General features: G+C 69.1%; 16 protein-coding genes and 1 pseudogene. 9 read left to right on the top strand and 8 right to left on the bottom strand.

The features are described from left to right. Nucleotides 1–35 precede the first annotated feature (35 nt). Nucleotides 36–1,547, top strand: coding sequence for an FAD-dependent oxidoreductase (locus G6N31_RS15710; protein WP_098002371.1), 1,512 nt, complete (start codon nt 36–38; stop codon nt 1,545–1,547). Further along, nucleotides 1,544–2,545 carry a DUF5914 domain-containing Rieske (2Fe-2S) protein gene (locus G6N31_RS15705; RefSeq protein ID WP_098002280.1) on the top strand — a complete coding sequence of 334 codons (1,002 nt, stop codon included), beginning with the start codon at nt 1,544–1,546 and terminating at the stop codon, nt 2,543–2,545. The genes G6N31_RS15710 and G6N31_RS15705 overlap by 4 nt, the downstream gene beginning before the upstream one ends. Nucleotides 2,546–2,560: 15 nt before the next feature. Here G6N31_RS15705 and idi read toward each other — a convergent pair whose 3' ends face one another. The 5 genes from idi to sdhC form a co-directional block, all read right to left on the bottom strand. Continuing rightward, nucleotides 2,561–3,115 carry an isopentenyl-diphosphate Delta-isomerase gene (gene idi, locus G6N31_RS15700; RefSeq protein ID WP_098002281.1) on the bottom strand — a complete coding sequence of 185 codons (555 nt, stop codon included), beginning with the start codon at nt 3,113–3,115 and terminating at the stop codon, nt 2,561–2,563. Nucleotides 3,116–3,214: 99 nt separating this feature from the next. Continuing rightward, the gene (locus G6N31_RS15695) at nt 3,215–3,985 is read right to left on the bottom strand and encodes a succinate dehydrogenase iron-sulfur subunit (protein ID WP_098002282.1); all 771 of its coding nucleotides are present in this window, start codon (nt 3,983–3,985) and stop codon (nt 3,215–3,217) included. Next, nucleotides 3,985–5,739, bottom strand: a complete 1,755-nt coding sequence (gene sdhA, locus G6N31_RS15690; protein ID WP_098002283.1) for a succinate dehydrogenase flavoprotein subunit — start codon at nt 5,737–5,739, stop codon at nt 3,985–3,987. The genes G6N31_RS15695 and sdhA overlap by 1 nt, the downstream gene beginning before the upstream one ends. A 10-nt stretch (nt 5,740–5,749) precedes the next feature. After that, nucleotides 5,750–6,217: a succinate dehydrogenase hydrophobic membrane anchor subunit gene (locus G6N31_RS15685; RefSeq protein ID WP_098002284.1), complete on the bottom strand. Its 468-nt coding sequence runs from the start codon at nt 6,215–6,217 to the stop codon at nt 5,750–5,752. Then, nucleotides 6,214–6,639 (bottom strand): succinate dehydrogenase, cytochrome b556 subunit, encoded by a 426-nt coding sequence (gene sdhC / locus G6N31_RS15680; protein ID WP_098002285.1) that lies wholly within the window; start codon nt 6,637–6,639, stop codon nt 6,214–6,216. The genes G6N31_RS15685 and sdhC overlap by 4 nt, the downstream gene beginning before the upstream one ends. Before the next feature lie 216 nt (nt 6,640–6,855). Here sdhC and G6N31_RS15675 point away from each other — a divergent pair, with 216 nt between their 5' ends. The 3 genes from G6N31_RS15675 to G6N31_RS15665 all read left to right on the top strand — a co-directional run bounded on the left by G6N31_RS15675 (nt 6,856) and on the right by G6N31_RS15665 (nt 9,721). Beyond that, a complete protein-coding gene (locus G6N31_RS15675) occupies nt 6,856–7,272 on the top strand; it encodes a cytidine deaminase (protein ID WP_163722209.1) in 417 nt (138 codons plus the stop codon). Between the two features lie 83 nt (nt 7,273–7,355). Further along, nucleotides 7,356–8,636 carry a thymidine phosphorylase gene (locus tag G6N31_RS15670; RefSeq protein ID WP_234815209.1) on the top strand — a complete coding sequence of 427 codons (1,281 nt, stop codon included), beginning with the start codon at nt 7,356–7,358 and terminating at the stop codon, nt 8,634–8,636. Continuing rightward, on the top strand, nt 8,633–9,721 hold the full coding sequence (locus G6N31_RS15665) for an adenosine deaminase (RefSeq protein WP_098002287.1): 1,089 nt from the start codon (nt 8,633–8,635) through the stop codon (nt 9,719–9,721). Before G6N31_RS15670 ends, G6N31_RS15665 begins: the two co-directional genes overlap by 4 nt. A gap of 1 nt (nt 9,722) precedes the next feature. On the opposite strand, the gene satS is transcribed toward G6N31_RS15665, so the two are convergent. Both satS and G6N31_RS15655 read right to left on the bottom strand, forming a co-directional pair. Beyond that, complete coding sequence (gene satS / locus G6N31_RS15660; RefSeq protein WP_098002288.1) at nt 9,723–10,973, bottom strand: protein export chaperone SatS; 1,251 nt, start codon at nt 10,971–10,973, stop codon at nt 9,723–9,725. A 45-nt stretch (nt 10,974–11,018) separates the two neighbouring features. Continuing rightward, on the bottom strand, nt 11,019–11,990 hold the full coding sequence (locus tag G6N31_RS15655) for a helix-turn-helix transcriptional regulator (RefSeq protein WP_098002289.1): 972 nt from the start codon (nt 11,988–11,990) through the stop codon (nt 11,019–11,021). A 194-nt stretch (nt 11,991–12,184) separates the two neighbouring features. Here G6N31_RS15655 and G6N31_RS15650 point away from each other — a divergent pair, with 194 nt between their 5' ends. The 4 genes and pseudogenes from G6N31_RS15650 (at nt 12,185) to G6N31_RS27505 (ending at nt 16,334) form a co-directional block, all read left to right on the top strand. Further along, on the top strand, nt 12,185–14,011 hold the full coding sequence (locus tag G6N31_RS15650; RefSeq protein ID WP_098002290.1) for an AMP-dependent synthetase/ligase: 1,827 nt from the start codon (nt 12,185–12,187) through the stop codon (nt 14,009–14,011). A 91-nt stretch (nt 14,012–14,102) separates the two neighbouring features. Next, nucleotides 14,103–14,489 (top strand): hypothetical protein, encoded by a 387-nt coding sequence (locus G6N31_RS15645; protein WP_098002291.1) that lies wholly within the window; start codon nt 14,103–14,105, stop codon nt 14,487–14,489. Nucleotides 14,490–14,672: 183 nt separating this feature from the next. Further along, a pseudogene (locus tag G6N31_RS15640) lies at nt 14,673–16,085 on the top strand (aldehyde dehydrogenase family protein); the annotation flags it as partial. A 135-nt stretch (nt 16,086–16,220) separates the two neighbouring features. Continuing rightward, the gene (locus G6N31_RS27505) at nt 16,221–16,334 is read left to right on the top strand and encodes a hypothetical protein (RefSeq protein ID WP_342355830.1); all 114 of its coding nucleotides are present in this window, start codon (nt 16,221–16,223) and stop codon (nt 16,332–16,334) included. Between the two features lie 12 nt (nt 16,335–16,346). Here the strand turns inward: G6N31_RS27505 and G6N31_RS15635 are convergent, their stop codons facing one another. After that, the gene (locus tag G6N31_RS15635) at nt 16,347–16,895 is read right to left on the bottom strand and encodes a lipoprotein LppJ family protein (RefSeq protein ID WP_165776226.1); all 549 of its coding nucleotides are present in this window, start codon (nt 16,893–16,895) and stop codon (nt 16,347–16,349) included. Nucleotides 16,896–16,914: the final 19 nt, after the last annotated feature.

Here is a 16,914-nt window from a genome sequence, read left to right as displayed (position 1 = left end):
CGGTGGGGGCGCGTACAGCCGTGCGCGCCGAGCGAATGAGCGACCGGCGACGGCAGCGGTGGCCTGGCCGGCCGGGGTTGACCGCGGTGCGGGCCGACGGGCAGCGGCCCAACGTGGTGGTGGTCGGCGGCGGCATCGCCGGGCTGGCCGCGGCGACGGGCCTGGCCGAGCGTGGTGTCCGCGTCGACGTGGTGGAGCGCTGCGACTATCTCGGCGGGCGGGTCGGCGGCTGGTCGGACACCCTGGCCGACGGGACCCCGGCGGCGATGAATCGCGGTTTCCACGCCTTCTTCCGCCAGTACTACAACCTGCGGGCGCTGCTGCAGCGCAGCGATCCGACGCTGTCCGCGCTCACCCCGGTCGACGACTACCCGCTGATCGACGGCGACGGCCGGCGCGACACCTTCCGCGGGCTGCCGCAGACCCCGCCGTTGAACGCGCTGGCATTCGCGTTGCGCAGCCCCACGTTCCGGCTGCGGGACCTGGTGCGGCTCGACGCGAAAGCGGCGGCGCCGCTGGCCACGGTGTCGGTGCCCGAGACCTACGAACTGCTCGACCACCGGGACGCGGCGACATTCCTGCGCGACATCAACTTCCCCGACGCGGCCCGGCATCTGGCGTTCGAGGTGTTCGCGCGCAGCTTCTTCGCCCGGCCGGAGAAGCTCTCGGCCGGTGAGCTGGTCACCATGTTCCACATCTACTTCCTGGGCTCCAGTGAGGGGCTGATCTTCGATGTCGCCAACGCGAACTTCGATGTGGCGCTGTGGAATCCGCTGCGCGACTATCTGTCCACCCGAGGGGTGGCGTTCCACACCGGCGTCGAGGCGCACGAGCTGACGGTGGGCGAGCAGGTCACGCTGTCCAGCTCGGCCGGCGACTTCGAGGCCGACGCCGCGGTGCTGGCCACCGACGTGCCCGGCCTGCAGCGGCTGGTGGAGGCCTCTCCGACGCTGGGCGACCCGCGCTGGCGCGAGCAGGTGGCCGGCATGGGCATCGCGCCGGCGTTCGTGGTGCTGCGGTTGTGGCTGGACCGCCCGATCCGTTCGGATCGCTCGGCGTTTGTCGGGACAGGCGGGCGGGAGCCGCTGGACAATATCAGCGTGCTGGAACGCTACGAACGCGAAGCCGCCGACTGGGCCGCACGCACCGGCGGGTCGGTGGTCGAGTTGCACGCGTACTCGGTGACCGACGCCGATGACGCGGTGTGCAACGGGCTGATCAAACGCATGCACGAGCTGTATCCGGAGACCGCCGACGCGACCGTCGTCGACCAGCGGGTGCTGCGCCGCCAGGACTGCCCCCGCTTCGCGCCTGGGGACTTCGCCGACCGGCCCACCGTGACCACGCCCGACCCCCGGGTCAAGCTGGCCGGCGACGGGATCCGCATCGACCTGCCGGTCGCGTTGATGGAACGCGCGGCGACGACGGGCTGGACCGCGGCCAACGAGCTGCTCGGCGACTTCGGCCTGGCCGGCCACGCCCTGCACACGGTGCCCAACCAGGGCCGCTCCGTGCTGCTGCGGCGTCTGGCGGGGGGTGCGCGATGAGCGCGACGGGTCAGTGGCGCAAGCGGCTGGCCCAGGCGTTCCCGTTCCAGGTGATTCCGCCGACGAACTGGTCTGCGCAGACGCCGTCGTACGCCGACGCGAACCCGGCGCTGATCCGCTCGGCCCTGAACCGGGCGCAGCGCCGGCCCGGCGGCAACTGGTTCACCTTCGCGGCGAGTTCTGCGATCACCACCAAGGCGTTCGGCACCTCGGTTGGCGGACGGGAGCTGGTGGCGTGGCGGGGCCGCGACGGACGGCTGCTGGTCGCGCCGCGAGCCTGCCCGCACCTGGGCGCCGACCTGGCGACCGCCCCGGTGGAATGCGGCACACTGGTGTGCCCGTGGCACGGGCTGCGTCTGGGCGAGCAGCGCCACGGCAGCTGGAAGCCGTTGCCCGCCTACGACGACGGCGTGCTGTGCTGGGTGCGACTCGACGACGTCGGCGGGCAGGAGCCCACCGAGGCGCCGGTCGCGATGACCCGGCCGCCGAAGCCGTCGATCGCCGCGGTCGCCCGCCTCGAGGGAGTCTGCGAGCCGGCCGACATCGTGGCCAACCGCCTCGATCCGTGGCACGGCGCCTGGTTCCACCCGTATTCGTTCACCCAGCTGCGGGTGCTCAGCGCGCCGCCGGCTGAAGACGACCTGGCCGAGGACGACGACAAGTTCGTCGTCGAGGTGACCTTCCGGATGGGCCGGCTCGGCGTGCCCGTCGTCGCCGAGTTCACCGCGCCCACCCCGCGCACGGTGGTGATGCGCATCGTCGACGGTGAGGGTATCGGCAGTGTCGTCGAAACCCACGCCACGCCACTGGGTCCCGGGTTCGACGGCCGGCCGCGGTCGGCGGTGGTGGAGGCCGTCGTCGCGCATTCCGACCGGCCGCACTTCGGCAAGGGGCTGGTCGCCGCGCCGCTGATCAAGCCCCTGATGAGCCAGGCCGCCGCCCGGTTGTGGCGCGACGACCTGGCCTACGCCGAGCGCCTCTACACCTTGCGTTCCTGAGCGATTTCGGCGTGTTTATCGTCGCTGAGCGTCGATAAACACGCCGAAATCACCGAGAAGCGGGATCTGTTCGGTGGCCCAGGGACTGAGCGCCCAGCCGAGCCCGGCGGCGGCGCGCAGCTGCTCCCACTCCACCCAGACGTAGTCCATGACCTCGTCGGGATTGGGCTGTACCGGCCCGACCGCCCGGGCACAGTAGACCGGGCACAGCTCGTTTTCCACCACGCCGTCGGCGGCGACCGCGTAGTAGCGGAAGTCGGGCAGCGCGCAGCGCAGTTCGGCGACGTCGAGGCCCAGCTCCTCGCGCACACGCCGGGCCACCGCGTCTTCGATGGCCTCCCCGGGAGCGGGGTGGCCGCAGCACGAATTGGTCCAGACCCCGGCGAACGTCCGTTTGTGCAGCGCGCGGCGGGTCAACAGCACCCGACCGGTGTCGTCGAACAGGTAGCAGGAGAACGCCAGGTGCAGCGGCGTGGAACTGTGGTGGACCTCGGACTTCGGCGCCGAGCCGATGGTGCGGCCGGCGTCGTCGACGAGGACCACCAACTCGGGAGTCGTCACGGACGTCATGCCAGTCATTCGACGCCGACGCCGCCGCGGATGAGGGATTTCGGCGTGTTTATCGTCGCCCAGCGTCGACAACCACGCCGAAATCACGCGACGAGGGGGTCAGCGCGCGAACATCAGCGCGCGCTTGACCTCCTGGATCGCCTTGGTCACCTCGATACCGCGCGGGCAGGCCTCGGTGCAGTTGAACGTGGTGCGGCAGCGCCAGACGCCGTCGACGTCGTTGAGGATGTCGAGGCGCTCGGCGGCGGCCTCGTCGCGGGAGTCGAAGATGAAGCGGTGGGCGTTGACGATCGCGGCCGGGCCGAAGTACGACCCCTCACTCCAGTACACCGGGCACGAAGTCGTGCAGCACGCGCACAGGATGCACTTGGTGGTGTCGTCGTAGCGGGCGCGGTCGGTCTGGCTCTGGATGCGTTCGCGCGTCGGCTCGTTGCCCGAGGTGATCAGGTACGGCTTGATCGCCTTGTAGGCGTCGAAGAACGGCTCCATGTCCACCACCAGGTCCTTCTCCACGGGCAGCCCGCGAATCGGCTCGATGGTGATGGTCAGCTGCTTGTTCGGGTTCTTGGGCAGCATGTCGCGCATCAGTACCTTGCACGCCAGCCGGTTGACGCCGTTGATGCGCATCGCATCCGACCCGCACACCCCGTGCGCGCACGAGCGGCGGAACGTCAGCGTGCCGTCGAGGTACCACTTCACGTAGTGCAGCAGGTTCAACAGCCGGTCGCTGGGCAGGCACGGCACCCGAAAACTCTGCCAGCCGGCCGAATCCGGGTCCTCCGGGTTGAATCGGGCGATCTTCAGCGTCACCATCACCGCGCCCTCGGGCATGGGTGGGGTGTCTTGCTTGTCCAGCACAGGCGCGCTCATCAGTACTTCCGTTCCATCGGCTCGTAACGCGTCATCACGACGGGCTTGTAGTCCAGGCGGATGTCGCTCAGCAGGTCCGAACCCTCTTTGTAGGCCATGGTGTGGCGCATGTAGTTGGTGTCGTCGCGGTTCGGGTAGTCCTCGCGGGCATGGCCGCCCCGGGACTCCTTGCGGTTCAACGCGCCCACCACGGTCACCTCGGCCAGCTCGAGCAGGAAGCCCAGCTCGATGGCCTCGAGCAGGTCGCTGTTGTAGCGCTTGCCCTTGTCCTGCACGGTGATCCGCGCGTACCGCTCCTTCAGCGCGTGGATGTCGGTCAGCGCCTGCTTGAGGGTCTCCTCGGTGCGGAACACCGCGGCGTTGTTGTCCATCGACTGCTGCAGCGCCCCGCGGATGTCGGCGACGCGCTCGTTGCCGTGCTCGGAGAGGATGTCACCGACCCAGTCCACGACCATGCCGGCCGGGTTCTCCGGCAGCTCGACGAAGTCATGTCCCCGTGCGTAGTTCGCCGCGGCGATGCCGGCGCGACGCCCGAACACGTTGATGTCGAGCAGCGAGTTGGTGCCCAGCCGGTTGGCGCCGTGCACCGACACGCATGCACACTCGCCGGCGGCGTAGAGGCCCGGCACGATCGTGGTGTTGTCCGAGAGCACCTGCCCGTTGACGGTGGTCGGGATCCCGCCCATCACGTAGTGACAGGTGGGGTAGACCGGCACCAGTTCCTTGACCGGGTCGACACCGAGGTAGGTGCGGGCGAACTCGGTGATGTCGGGCAGCTTGGCCTCGAGCACGTCCTCGCCCAGGTGGCGCACGTCGATGTAGACGTAGTCCTTGTTCGGTCCCGCGCCGCGGCCCTCGAGCACTTCGAGCACCATGGAGCGGGCGACGATGTCGCGGGGCGCCAGGTCGACGATCGTCGGCGCGTAGCGCTCCATGAAGCGCTCACCCTCGCCGTTGAGCAGGCGTCCGCCCTCGCCGCGCACGGCCTCGGAGATCAGGATCCCCAGCCCGGCCAGACCCGTCGGGTGGAACTGGTGGAACTCCATGTCCTCCAACGGAAGTCCCTTGCGGAACACGATGCCCAGGCCGTCGCCGGTCAGCGTGTGCGCGTTGGAGGTGGTCTTGTACATCCGGCCCGACCCGCCGGTGGCGAACACGATCGCCTTGGCGTGGAAGACGTGGATGTCACCGGTCGCCAGCTCGTAGGCGACCACGCCGGTGGCCACCGGCCCGCCCGCGGTCTCGGTCAGCGTGATGTCGAGCGCATAGAACTCGTTGAAGAACTCGACGTCGTGCTTGACGCAGTTCTGGTACAGCGTCTGCAGGATCATGTGGCCGGTGCGGTCGGCGGCGTAACAGGCGCGCCGCACCGGGGCCTTGCCGTGATCGCGGGTGTGGCCGCCGAACCGGCGCTGGTCGATGCGGCCCTCGGGGGTGCGGTTGAACGGCATCCCCATCTTCTCGAGGTCGAGCACCGCGTCGATGGCCTCCTTGGCCATGATCTCGACAGCGTCCTGGTCGGCCAGGTAGTCACCACCCTTGACGGTGTCGAAGGTGTGCCACTCCCAGTTGTCCTCTTCGACGTTGGCCAGCGCGGCGCACATGCCGCCCTGCGCGGCGCCGGTGTGCGAGCGCGTGGGGTAGAGCTTGGTCAGCACCGCGGTACGGACGCGCGGCCCGGCCTCGACCGCGGCCCGCATTCCGGCGCCGCCGGCACCGACGATGACGACGTCGTAGCGGTGTTCGTGAATCATGCAGATCCCCCTAAGAGATCGTGGCGTCGAAGGTCAGCAGCACGTAGGTGCCCAGCACCAGCGTGAACACCATCGACAGCGCCAGCAGCGAATTGAGCCAGAACTTGGTGGAGTCCTTGCGGCTGTAGTCGGCGATGATCGTGCGCATCCCGTTGCCGCCGTGCAGCTGGGCCAGCCACAGCAGCAGCAGGTCCCAGGTCTGCCAGAACGGTGAGCTCCACCGCTCGGCGACGTAGTTGAAGTCGATGCGGTACACCCCGTTCTCCCACATCAACATGATGAACAGGTGCCCGAGCGCGAGAAAGACGAGCACCACGCCGGAGAAGCGCATGAACAGCCACGCGTACTTCTCGAAGTTGGGCATGCCGCCGCCGCGGCGCGCCGCGCGCGGGTTGTCCAGGCCGGGCGGCCGGTCGAAGCTGCGCTGCAGCACCGGGGCCTCCGGGCCGCGCGTGTTGTCTGCTGCCGGTGCGGTCATACGAATCGCTCCCACATGTGCATGCCGATGACGCCGACGGAAGCGATCATCACCGTGATGAAGACCCCGGCCACCACCCAGAGCATCTGGCGCTGGTAGCGCGGACCCTCGGACCAGAAGTCGACCAGGATCACGCGGATGCCGTTGAGGGCGTGGTAGAGCACCGCCCCGACGAGCCCGATCTCCATCAGTCCGATGATCGGCGTCTTGTAGGTCTCGATGATCTCGTTGTAGGCCTGCGGGCTGACCCGCACCAGCGCGGTGTCGAGAACGTGGACGAACAGGAAGAAGAAGATGGTGGCGCCCGAGATGCGGTGCAGCACCCACGACCACATGGCGGGGTCACCGCGATACAGGGTGCGGCGTCGCGATTTTGATCGCGGTGCCGCGATGCCGGCATCGGGTGATGTCGCGGTACTCATGTGACCTCCAACGCCATCGGTGGACGCGCGGGGCACGGTCGGCTCGGCCGGGCCCCAGAACCTCGGGGCGACTCTAATCCCCTTTGTACTGCCGAACGAACTAGCGTGGGAGGCAAAGCCCCGGTAAAAGGGGCGAAGTTAGGGTGCCCTATCTCGGGTTCGGGTCGCGTAACGAGGTGTTCGGAATGGATTCAGATTCGGTTCGGACGGCCTGACATGGCGCCGGAAATCGACTGGAAAATGTTGCGCTGCAAGGCGATCGAGGTGTCCGACCATGCCTACGCGCCGTACTCGGGGTTCCGGGTGGGGGCGGCGGCGCTGGTCGACGATGACCGAATCCTTACCGGATGCAATGTGGAAAATGTCTCATATGGCCTAGGTCTCTGTGCGGAGTGCGCAGTGGTCTGCGCCCTGTTTTCCGGCGGCGGCGGACGCCTGCGCGCGTTGTCGTGCGTGGGCCCCGACGGCGAGGTGCTGATGCCGTGCGGGCGCTGCCGCCAGGTGCTCTACGAGCACGGCGGACCGGACCTGCTGATCGATCACCCCGCCGGTCCGCGGCCGTTGAGTGCGCTGCTGCCCGACGCGTTCGGGCCCGACGACCTCGACCGTCGCGACCGCGGGGAAACACCGTGACGCACGCCACATTCGACGCTCCGCAGCCTGATCGAGCGTTCGACGCTCCTGAGTCCGATCGAGCGTTCGACGCTCCGACGGTCATCCGGACCAAACGCGACGGCGGCGCCCTCTCCGACGCCGCCATCGACTGGGTGATCGACGCCTACACCCACGGCCGCATCGCCGACGCGCAGATGTCGGCGTTGTTGATGGCGATCTTCCTGCGCGGGATGAGCGGCGCGGAGATCACCCGGTGGACCGCGGCGATGATCGCCTCGGGCGAGCGGTTCGACTTCGGCGACCTGCGCCGTGACGGCACGCCGCTGGCGCTGGTGGACAAGCACTCCACCGGCGGGGTGGGCGACAAGATCACCATTCCGCTGGTGCCGGTCGTGATGGCCTGCGGGGGGTCGGTGCCGCAGGCGGCCGGGCGCGGGCTCGGCCACACCGGCGGCACGCTGGACAAGCTGGAATCCATCGCGGGATTCACCGCCGAGTTGTCCGAAGACCGGATACGGCAACAACTCCGCGACATCGGGGCGGCAGTGTTCGCCGCCGGTGAGCTCGCCCCTGCCGACCGCAAGATCTATGCGCTGCGCGACGTCACCGCCACCACCGAGTCGCTGCCGCTGATCGCCAGCTCGGTGATGAGCAAGAAGATCGCCGAAGGTACCCGCGCGCTGGTGCTCGACACCAAGGTCGGGGCCGGGGCGTTTCTGAAGACCGAGGCCGAATCCCGTGAGCTGGCCCGCACCATGGTCGAGCTCGGCGCCGCGCACGGCGTCGCGACCCGCGCGGTGCTGACCGACATGAACACCCCGCTGGGCCGGGCGGTCGGCAACGCCGTGGAGGTCGCCGAATCGCTGGAAGTGCTCGCCGGCGGCGGCCCGGACGACGTGGTCGAGCTGACCTTGACGCTGGCGCGGGAGATGCTCGACGCGGCCGGGCTGGACGCCGTGGACCCCGCCCAGACGCTGCGCGACGGCACGGCGATGGACCAGTTCCGCCGGCTGGTCGCCGCGCAGGGCGGGGACCTCGCCAAGCCGCTGCCGCTCGGCGCGCACACCGAGACCGTCAGCGCGACCCGCGGTGGCACCATGGGAGACATCGACGCGATGGCGGTGGGGCTGGCGGTGTGGCGGCTCGGGGCAGGCCGTTCCGAGCCGGGCCAGCGTGTGCAGTTCGGCGCCGGGCTGCGCATCCACCGCCGGCCGGGTGAACCCGTCGCGGCCGGGGCGCCGCTGTTCACCCTCTACACCGACACGCCGCAGCGGCTCGGCGCGGCACTGGCGGAGCTCGACGGCGGCTGGACCGTCGGCGATCACCCGCCGCCGGCGCGGCCGCTGATCATCGACCGCATCACCTCCAGGAGTCGCGCATGACCACCCCGTTGACGCTGGACACCATCGGGCAGGCGCCCAAAGCTCTGCTGCACGACCATCTCGACGGCGGGCTGCGGCCCGCCACCGTGGTCGAGCTGGCCGCCGAGCACGGCTACGACGGGCTGCCGGCCACCGATGTCGACGAGCTCGCGACGTTCTTCCGCACCGCCGCGCACAGCGGCTCCCTCGAGCGCTACCTGGAGCCGTTCGCCCACACCGTCGGGGTGATGCAGACCGCCGACGCGCTGCACCGCGTCGCCTACGAGTGCGTCGAGGACCTCGCCCGGGACAACGTCGTCTACGCCGAGGTGCGGTTCGCCCCCGAGCTGCACATCGACGGCGGGCTGTCGCTGGACGCCGTCGTCGACGCCGTGCTGTCCGGGTTCGCCGCGGGGGAGAAGGCCGCCGCCGCCGACGGGCGCACCATCACGGTGCGCTGCCTGGTCACCGCGATGCGCCACGCGGCGCGCTCCCGCGAGATCGCCGCTTTGGCGGTGCGGTTCCGCGACCAGGGTGTGGTGGGATTCGACATCGCCGGCGCCGAGGCGGGCTACCCGCCCACCCGCCACCTCGACGCGTTCGAGTACATGCGCAGCAACAACGCCCGCTTCACCATCCACGCCGGCGAGGCGTTCGGGCTGCCCTCCATCCACGAGGCGATCGCATTCTGCGGGGCCGACCGGCTCGGGCACGGCGTGCGCATCGTCGACGACATCACCATCGACGACGACGGCGCCGCGCGGCTGGGTCGGCTGGCATCGCTGTTGCGGGACAAGCGGATTCCGTTCGAGATGTGCCCGAGCTCGAACGTGCAGACCGGCGCCGTGAAGAGCATCGCCGAGCATCCGTTCGACCTGCTGGCCCGGCTGCGGTTCCGGGTCACGGTCAACACCGACAACCGGCTGATGAGCGACACGTCGATGAGCCAGGAGATGCTTCGGCTGGTCGAGGCGTTCGGCTACGGCTGGAGCGATCTGGAGCGGTTCACCATCAACGCGATGAAGTCGGCGTTCATCAGCTTCCCGGAGAGGCTGGCGATCATCGACGAGGTGATCAAACCCCGCTACGCCGTCCTGATCGGCTGAACTACTCCTCGCGCAGCCGCGACTCGACGAAGCTTTCCAGCGACTCCCACTGGGACACCGCCTCCGCGTACGGCGGGTTGGGCCGCGGCGCCGAGGACGGGTCCAGCGCATAGGCGATCACCCGGCCCAGCGGCGCGTCCGACGACAGTTTGGCGGCCACGCTGGGGTCCTCGGCGTAGTCGCCGATGTCGCGCAGCAGCTCGACGGCCAACTCGAGCTGGTCCCGGTCGAGGGTGTCGGGCCCGTCGGCCAGGTCGTCGACGATGTCGGTGAGCACGTAGACGTTGTCGTCGGTGACATCGACGCGCAGCGAGCCGTCGGTCGCGGCGGTGCGGATGTCGTCGTAGGTCGCCAGGTCCGACAGGTCGTGGTCGTGCTCGTCGGCCAGGTAGCGGGCCAGCGCCCGCTCGGACGGAAACACGCTGATGCGGCCGTTGCGGCCGAGGAAGATCGGCTGGTCCTCCAGGTAGCAGCGCAGCGTGAAGTAGGTCCCGCCGCGGGTCATCAACCGCACCGGGTCGATGCCCACCCGCGCCCAGAAGTCCTCGTCGCTGCCCAGCACTTTGTGCTCGGCGGCCGCGGCCAGCTCCGCGGACTCCTCGTCGGTGTCGACGATGTCGTCGATCACCACGTCGTCGACGTCCTCCGGTTCCGGCGCGGGTCCGTCGAGCTCAGCCTGGGCCTTCTGCACGGCCGCGGCGTCCACGGCGGGTGTGGTGATGATGTCGTCGATCGCGGCGATCACGTCGTCCCACCCGCGGGCGATGATCTTCTCGATCTCGGCCCACCGCTTGCGCCCGGCGCGGCCGGCGAACGCATCGGCGCCGCCGCCGACGGTGCCGAGCACCGGGTTGCCGTTGAAGAACTTGGTGACCGCCGGCAGCTCGCACACCGAACCGATCGACGACACCACGGCCAGCGACCCGTGCAGCGTGCGCACGCTGTCCTCGGTCGGCTTGGCCGACAGGATCTCCTCGAACGCGGCCAGGTCGTGGGTGTGCTCCTCGGTCGGCGCGAGCCGGTGCGCGTTCTCCGAGGTCAGCTTCTCCCAGGCGGGGTGATCGGTCAGGTCGTTGTCGTTGTTCGTCCGCACGAACGCGGCCAGATCGGCGACCGAGTCGAACACGTAGAGGTCCTCGTCCTTACCGAGGAACGCCTCCCATTCGTCGCCTTCGGCGCGCCACCGCGGCGCCCACAACGTGTACACGTCGCCTTTGGTCAGCCTCAGCCCGATCGGCACGATGTCAGCCATGGCGCACAGCCTAACGGGGGGAGGACCGGTCTCCGGCGAGCGCACCTATTGGTCGAGTGTGTGTTCGGGGGTGGCCCCGTAGGTTCGGCGGTAGATCGAGTGGAACCGGTCCAGGCGCCAGAAACCCCATCGTCGGGCGATGCCCGCCACTGTGTTCGTCTCGGGGTCGGCGAGAGCGAGACTGCGGTGTGCCTGGGCCAGCCGGACCTGGCGGAGGTACTGCGCGGGAGAATGGTTGCGGTGCCGGCGGAAGAGCCATCGCAGGGTGGGCGCCGAAACGCGGGCCGCGTCCGCCACGTCCGCGGGTGAGATGTCGAGGTGGGCGTTGTCGTCGATGAATGACGTGGCCCGGCGCAGCGCGTCGAAATTGTCCAGCTCGCCGCCGAACTGCCGGTCCTCGCCGGCCGTGTGCGGGAACGCCGCCAGCAGGCCCGCGGCCAGATACCGGGCGGCGGCGCCGACGATCAGAGGTTCTCGTAAGGCGATTGGGTTGCTCAGCAGGCCGAAACGGAGGTGGTCGACGACGTCGACGACGTATTGGTTGGCCGCCTCGGACCACGGCGTGGTGCTGATCAGCTGCACGGCGTCACTGTCCGGGTGATCCCCGGCGACCTGCGCCAGCGTCGGCCGCGGGACGCTGACCATGTGGTAGCGCGCCTTTTCGACGCGGCCTTGCACTGGGTGCGGGATCGCGCCGAACGCCATCGCCGCGCCGATTCCGTGCCTGCGGGTCGGTTGCCGGTAGTGGGTTTCCTCGAAAGCGCCGGAAAGCATGCGGCACAACAGGATCTGGTCGGGGGCCTCCATGTGGTAGGTCATGTCGAAGAAGTAGTCGACGTCGTCGATGCCGAGCACTCCGGCATAGTTGCGCCAGACCCGGATCCGGGTGTCGTGTCCCGGGCCGACGGCCTTGATGTGGATCGTGTTGAAGGCGGCGCTGATCTGTTCTTGAGCGTCGTCGATGTCATCGGCGGCGATCAGCAGGGCGCCCGGTATGCCGTCAGAGATGTCGTTCACGACCCCTCCCCGAGTGCGGCGCGTAGCACAACTCTATGCCACAGCCGGGTGTCATCGACAGCCTTCGGAAGAATCGCTATTCATACTGGTAAATTCGGCAATCGCCGCGGGCCGGCGCATACGCGACGAAGCGTCCTGTGCCCATTCTGGCAAACTCGACACATTGACGCGTGCGTCAGCGCTAATCTTGGCCGGTGGCACCGCTGAGTGCGACGGACGTCGGCCCGCTCGACCTCCGGGCTCCCTCGGTCGCCCACCTGTTCGTCGAGCGCGTCGCCGCCACGCCCCGAGCCGAGGCGTTCCGGTTCCCCGACGACGGCGGGTGGGCCAGTGTCACCTGGGAGCAGGTCGGTCACCGCGTCCGCCGGATCGCCGCCGGGCTGATCGCGCTCGGGGTCGAACCCGAGGACCGCGTCGCGCTGGCGTCGTCGACCCGCTACGAGTGGGTGCTGGCCGATTTCGCGGTGCTGTGCGCCGGCGCGGCCACCACGACGCTCTATCCCACGACCAACGCCCGCGACGTCGCGTTCATCGTCGCCAACTCCGGCAGCCGCGTCGTCATCGCCGAAGACCAGTCGCAGCTGGACAAGGTGCTGGCCCACCGCGGGGAGCTGGCCGCGGTGGACCACGTGGTGGTCATCGACGGCGCCGGGGACGGCGAGTTCGTCCTCACCCTTGCCGAGCTCGCGACGCGGGGAGCGGAGCTGCTGGCCCGGTCACCGCAGCTGATCGACGAGCGGGTCGCGGCGATCCGGCCCGAACAGCTGGCCAGCATCATCTACACCTCGGGCACCACCGGCCGGCCCAAAGGCGTCCGGTTGCCGCACAGCGCGTGGACCTACACCGCCGCGGCCATCGACGCGCTCGGCATCCTGCGCGCCGACGATCTGAACTTCCTGTGGCTACCGCTGGCCCACGCGTTCGGCAAGGTGATGCTCGCACTGCCGCTGCGGATCGGCTTTCCCACCGCGATCGACGGCCACGTGGACCGCATCGTCGACAACCTCGCCGCCGTGCACCCAACGTTCATGGCCGCGGCGCCGCGGATCTTCGAGAAGGCGCACGCGCGGATCCAGGGGGTGATCGCCGACGAAGGCGGGGTCAAGAAACGCATCTTCGACTGGGCGATCGGGGTGGGCCTGCGCGCGTCGGACGCCCGGGAAGCCGGACGGACGCCGTCGCCGCTGCTGGCGGTGCAACGCGCGGTGGCCGACAGACTGGTGTTCGCGTCGATCCGGCAGCGCTTCGGTGGCCGGTTGCGCTTCTTCGTCTCGGCTGCCGCGCCGCTCAACCGCGACATCGCGCGGTGGTTCGACGCCGTCGGAATCCCGGTGCTCGAGGGGTACGGACTGACCGAGACAGCGGCGGCGTCGTTCATCAACCGGCCCGACGCCTACCGGTTCGGCACCGTCGGGATCCCGTTCCCCGGCACCGAGGTCAAGATCGCCACCGACGGAGAGATCCTGTTGCGCAGTCCCGGCGTGATGACCGGCTATCACGACCTGCCCGAGGCCACCGCGGAGGCCCTCGACGCCGACGGCTGGTTCTACACCGGGGATATCGGCGAGATCGACGCCGACGGGTTCCTGCGCATCACCGACCGCAAGAAGGACCTGTTCAAGACCTCACAGGGCAAGTACGTCGCACCGTCGGCCGTCGCTGCGGCGTTCAAAGCGGTCTGTCCCTACAGCAGCGAGATCATCGTGTACGGCGAGGGCCGGCCCTACTGTGTGGCGCTGGTGAGCCTGGACAGCGAGGCGATCGCCGAGTGGGCCGCCAAGAACGGGCTCCAGGACCTGGAATTCGCCGAGCTCGCGCGCCACGGCGCCACCAACGAGCTGATCGCCGGATACGTCGACACCCTGAACGCCGAGCTCAACCGGTGGGAACAGATCAAAAGATTCGCAATCCTGGACCGGGAATTGTCCGTCGCCGCAGGCGATCTGACCCCCAGCCTGAAGGCCAAACGCAACGTCATCGTGAAGAACTTCGCCGACACCATCGCCGCTCTCTACGACTGAACGAGCTCGGAATTGCCCTGGGCTGCTTGATAACCGCCGACGTTGCCGCAATCCCGCGACACAACAGCCGGTGGTTCGGCAGAATCGAGCCATGGCGAATGGCCGGGGCGTCGCGGTGGCAGGCATCATCGGCGCGGCACTGCTGGCGGCGGCTCTGCTGGTGCCCGCGATGCAGATGGGTGTGGACCGGCCCTGGCTGGCCGTCATCGTGATGGTCCTGCCCGTCACGGCGCTGCTGACCGCGACCGGATACCGGCACTACGGTCTCGCGCGCGCGTTCGCGGTGGCGCTGGCGGTGACCGTGGTGGCCGGCGGGGTCAGTTGGCTGGTCGCGATCTTCACCCTGGTGAAGGCGTTGAGCGGAAGTGGTGTCGGGTTGGTCTGGGCGGTGCTCCTGTTCGCCACGCCGGTCCTGTCCGTGCTCGCGCTCGGCGCGCTGGCGTTGCGCACCGTGCCGACGCAACCGGCCCCGGGCTGACGGACGGTCTCCTGCGGCGGGGGTCATGCACAAGAGACTTTCGCCCTTCAATCCGGGGACTTGCGCTGAGCGCAAACGGTCCGGTCGGGCGGTGCCCCCGGCGTAGCATCGACCCGTCGAGCAGACTTGTGCGACCCGGGCGCGGTGCTGTGTGCCGGGTCCTCCATCGTCGAGGGCGGAAACATGACGTCGACACATGCAGACACCGAATCCGTTCAACGGCAACAGGTGACCGACCACGGACCACCCGACACGGCGCGGTTGGCCGAAGTCGACGCAGTGGTCGACGCCGCCGCCCGCGCCGCCACGGAGTTCCGCGCCCTCGACCAGGAACAGGTCGACCGGATCGTCGAGGCCATGGTCCGGGCGGGGCTGCGGGCCGCGGCCGAACTGGCCGGCGTGGCCATCGAGGAGACCGGGTTCGGGGTGTTCGAGGACAAGGTCGTCAAGAACTACGTGGCCACCGAATTCCTGCACGACTACCTGCGCGGCAAGAAGTCCGTCGGCGTCATCGACGAGGACGTCGAGAACAACATCCGCTACGTCGCCGAGCCCATCGGTGTGGTCCTGGCGATCACCCCGGTGACCAACCCGACGTCGACGGTGCTGTTCAAGGCGATCGTCGCGGCCAAGACCCGCAACGCGGTGCTGTTCCGTCCGTCGCCGTATGCGATCCGCTGCTGCGAACGCAGCGTGGAGATCCTGCGCGAGGCGGCCGAAGCCGCCGGGATGCCGCGCGGTGCGCTGCAGGTCATCCCCGACGCCGCGCACGAGGTGACCCACCATCTGTTCAAACACCCGAAGGTCGACTTCGTCTGGGTCACCGGCGGTCCGAAGATCGTGGCGCTGGCCAACGCGTCGGGCAAGCCCGGTGTCAGCGTCGGGCCCGGCAACGCGCCGATCTACATCCACCGCACGGCCGACATCAAGGGCGCCGTCGTCGACATCCTGATCTCGAAAACCTTTGATTCGTCGGTGATCTGCCCGGCCGAGCAGACCTGCATCATCGATGACGCGATCTACGACGCGACGATCGCCGAGTTCGAGCGGATGGGAGCGCGGCTGCTCACCGAGCAGGAGGCCGAAAAGATAGCCGAGTTCGCGTTCGGCTGCGGCGACAAGGTGTCGCTGGACGCGGTGGGGCAGCGCGCGTCGGAGCTGGCCGCACGTGCCGGCTTCACCGTGTCCCCGGCGGTGAAGATCCTGCTGGCGCCGCTGCCGTCGGACCTCGACGAACTGGCCGCGCACCCGCTGGTGGCCGAGAAGCTGATGCCGGTGCTCGGCGTGGTGCGCGCCCGCGACGTGCAGCACGGCATCGACGCCGCGGTGCTGGTCACCGAACACGGCGGGCTGGGCCACACCTCGGCGATCTACGCCAACGACGACGACGTCGTCGACCGCTACGGCCTGGCCGTGCGCACCGGCCGCATCCTGGTCAACGCGCCGACCGCGGTCGGCGCGCTCGGCGGCATCTACAACAATCTGACCCCGACGTTCTCGTTGGGCTGCGGCACCTGGGGCGGGTCGAGCACCACCGAGAACGTCAACTACCGCCAATTGCTCAACATCAAGACCGCACTCTCTGGCACGCGCCCCATTGTGCAGCACGGCACCGTTGCTGACCAGTGTCACCGAAAACATGAGGTCGCCAGTCGGCTGATCAGGCCCCTGCAGGCGCCTGCGGTGACGGTCGTGGTGCTGCTGATCGCAGCGGTCAAAACCCAGTTGGTGATGTGGCATTTCATGGAAGTACGGCAGGCACCGCGGTGGCTGAAGGTGACGACGAACGGCTGGCTGGTCGTCCTGTTCGGTGCGCTGCTGGGCCTGTACTTCAGCGCTGTCTAGGGATCCGCGAACTCAGCCACCGCGCACCTCATCGGTGATGTCGGCGAGCTGGTTGTCGTCGCGGTGGTCGTTCATGTTCCGGCATTCCCCGTAGATCTCGACCGCGCCGCGGTCGGGGTAGTTCCCGGGGCCGACGAGGACCATCACGCCGCCCTTGTGGACCGCGTCGCCGGCGGGCTGGAAGCCCGGCGGCGGCCCGGGCGCCCAGCCGGGCCGGGCGGCCAGGGTGTCGGCGATCTGCCGGCTGACACTCTGGCCTGGCGGCGTCTCGAACGCCACGTCGACGCGGCCGTGGAACGGCGGGTCGCCCTGATCGTTACACCACTCCCATTGGAAGCTCGCGTACGTGACACGCAGGTTCGCCGCCCGCACAACATCTTTGGCCGCATCGACGACCTGGGCGCGGGATTCGGCGTCGGACGGCGGCGGGGCGGTGGGCCCCCCGGCCTGTGGTGTGTTCGGCAGGGACGGGGACATCGGTGAGCATCCTCCTACAGCTGACGTCGCGGCGGCGAGGATGACGGCCAGCCCCGCGATACGACGACTAGTACCCGTGGTCATTGGTCACCGATCCTCCCGC

The sequence above is a fragment of the Mycolicibacterium duvalii genome (assembly GCF_010726645.1).
Classification (GTDB): domain Bacteria; phylum Actinomycetota; class Actinomycetes; order Mycobacteriales; family Mycobacteriaceae; genus Mycobacterium; species Mycobacterium duvalii.
This window is presented reverse-complemented; position numbering and strand designations above follow the sequence as displayed.

Excerpts from the sequence above, each read along its gene's own strand:
- G6N31_RS15710 (WP_098002371.1), top strand. The coding sequence starts at position 36 with ATGAGCGACCGGCGACGGCAGCGGTGGCCTGGCCGGCCGGGGTTGACC.
- G6N31_RS15705 (WP_098002280.1), top strand. The coding sequence starts at position 1,544 with ATGAGCGCGACGGGTCAGTGGCGCAAGCGGCTGGCCCAGGCGTTCCCG.
- idi (WP_098002281.1), bottom strand. The coding sequence starts at position 3,115 with ATGACGTCCGTGACGACTCCCGAGTTGGTGGTCCTCGTCGACGACGCC.
- G6N31_RS15695 (WP_098002282.1), bottom strand. The coding sequence starts at position 3,985 with ATGAGCGCGCCTGTGCTGGACAAGCAAGACACCCCACCCATGCCCGAG.
- sdhA (WP_098002283.1), bottom strand. The coding sequence starts at position 5,739 with ATGATTCACGAACACCGCTACGACGTCGTCATCGTCGGTGCCGGCGGC.
- G6N31_RS15685 (WP_098002284.1), bottom strand. The coding sequence starts at position 6,217 with ATGACCGCACCGGCAGCAGACAACACGCGCGGCCCGGAGGCCCCGGTG.
- sdhC (WP_098002285.1), bottom strand. The coding sequence starts at position 6,639 with ATGAGTACCGCGACATCACCCGATGCCGGCATCGCGGCACCGCGATCA.
- G6N31_RS15675 (WP_163722209.1), top strand. The coding sequence starts at position 6,856 with ATGGCGCCGGAAATCGACTGGAAAATGTTGCGCTGCAAGGCGATCGAG.
- G6N31_RS15665 (WP_098002287.1), top strand. The coding sequence starts at position 8,633 with ATGACCACCCCGTTGACGCTGGACACCATCGGGCAGGCGCCCAAAGCT.
- satS (WP_098002288.1), bottom strand. The coding sequence starts at position 10,973 with ATGGCTGACATCGTGCCGATCGGGCTGAGGCTGACCAAAGGCGACGTG.
- G6N31_RS15645 (WP_098002291.1), top strand. The coding sequence starts at position 14,103 with ATGGCGAATGGCCGGGGCGTCGCGGTGGCAGGCATCATCGGCGCGGCA.
- G6N31_RS27505 (WP_342355830.1), top strand. The coding sequence starts at position 16,221 with ATGTGGCATTTCATGGAAGTACGGCAGGCACCGCGGTGGCTGAAGGTG.
- G6N31_RS15635 (WP_165776226.1), bottom strand. The coding sequence starts at position 16,895 with ATGACCACGGGTACTAGTCGTCGTATCGCGGGGCTGGCCGTCATCCTC.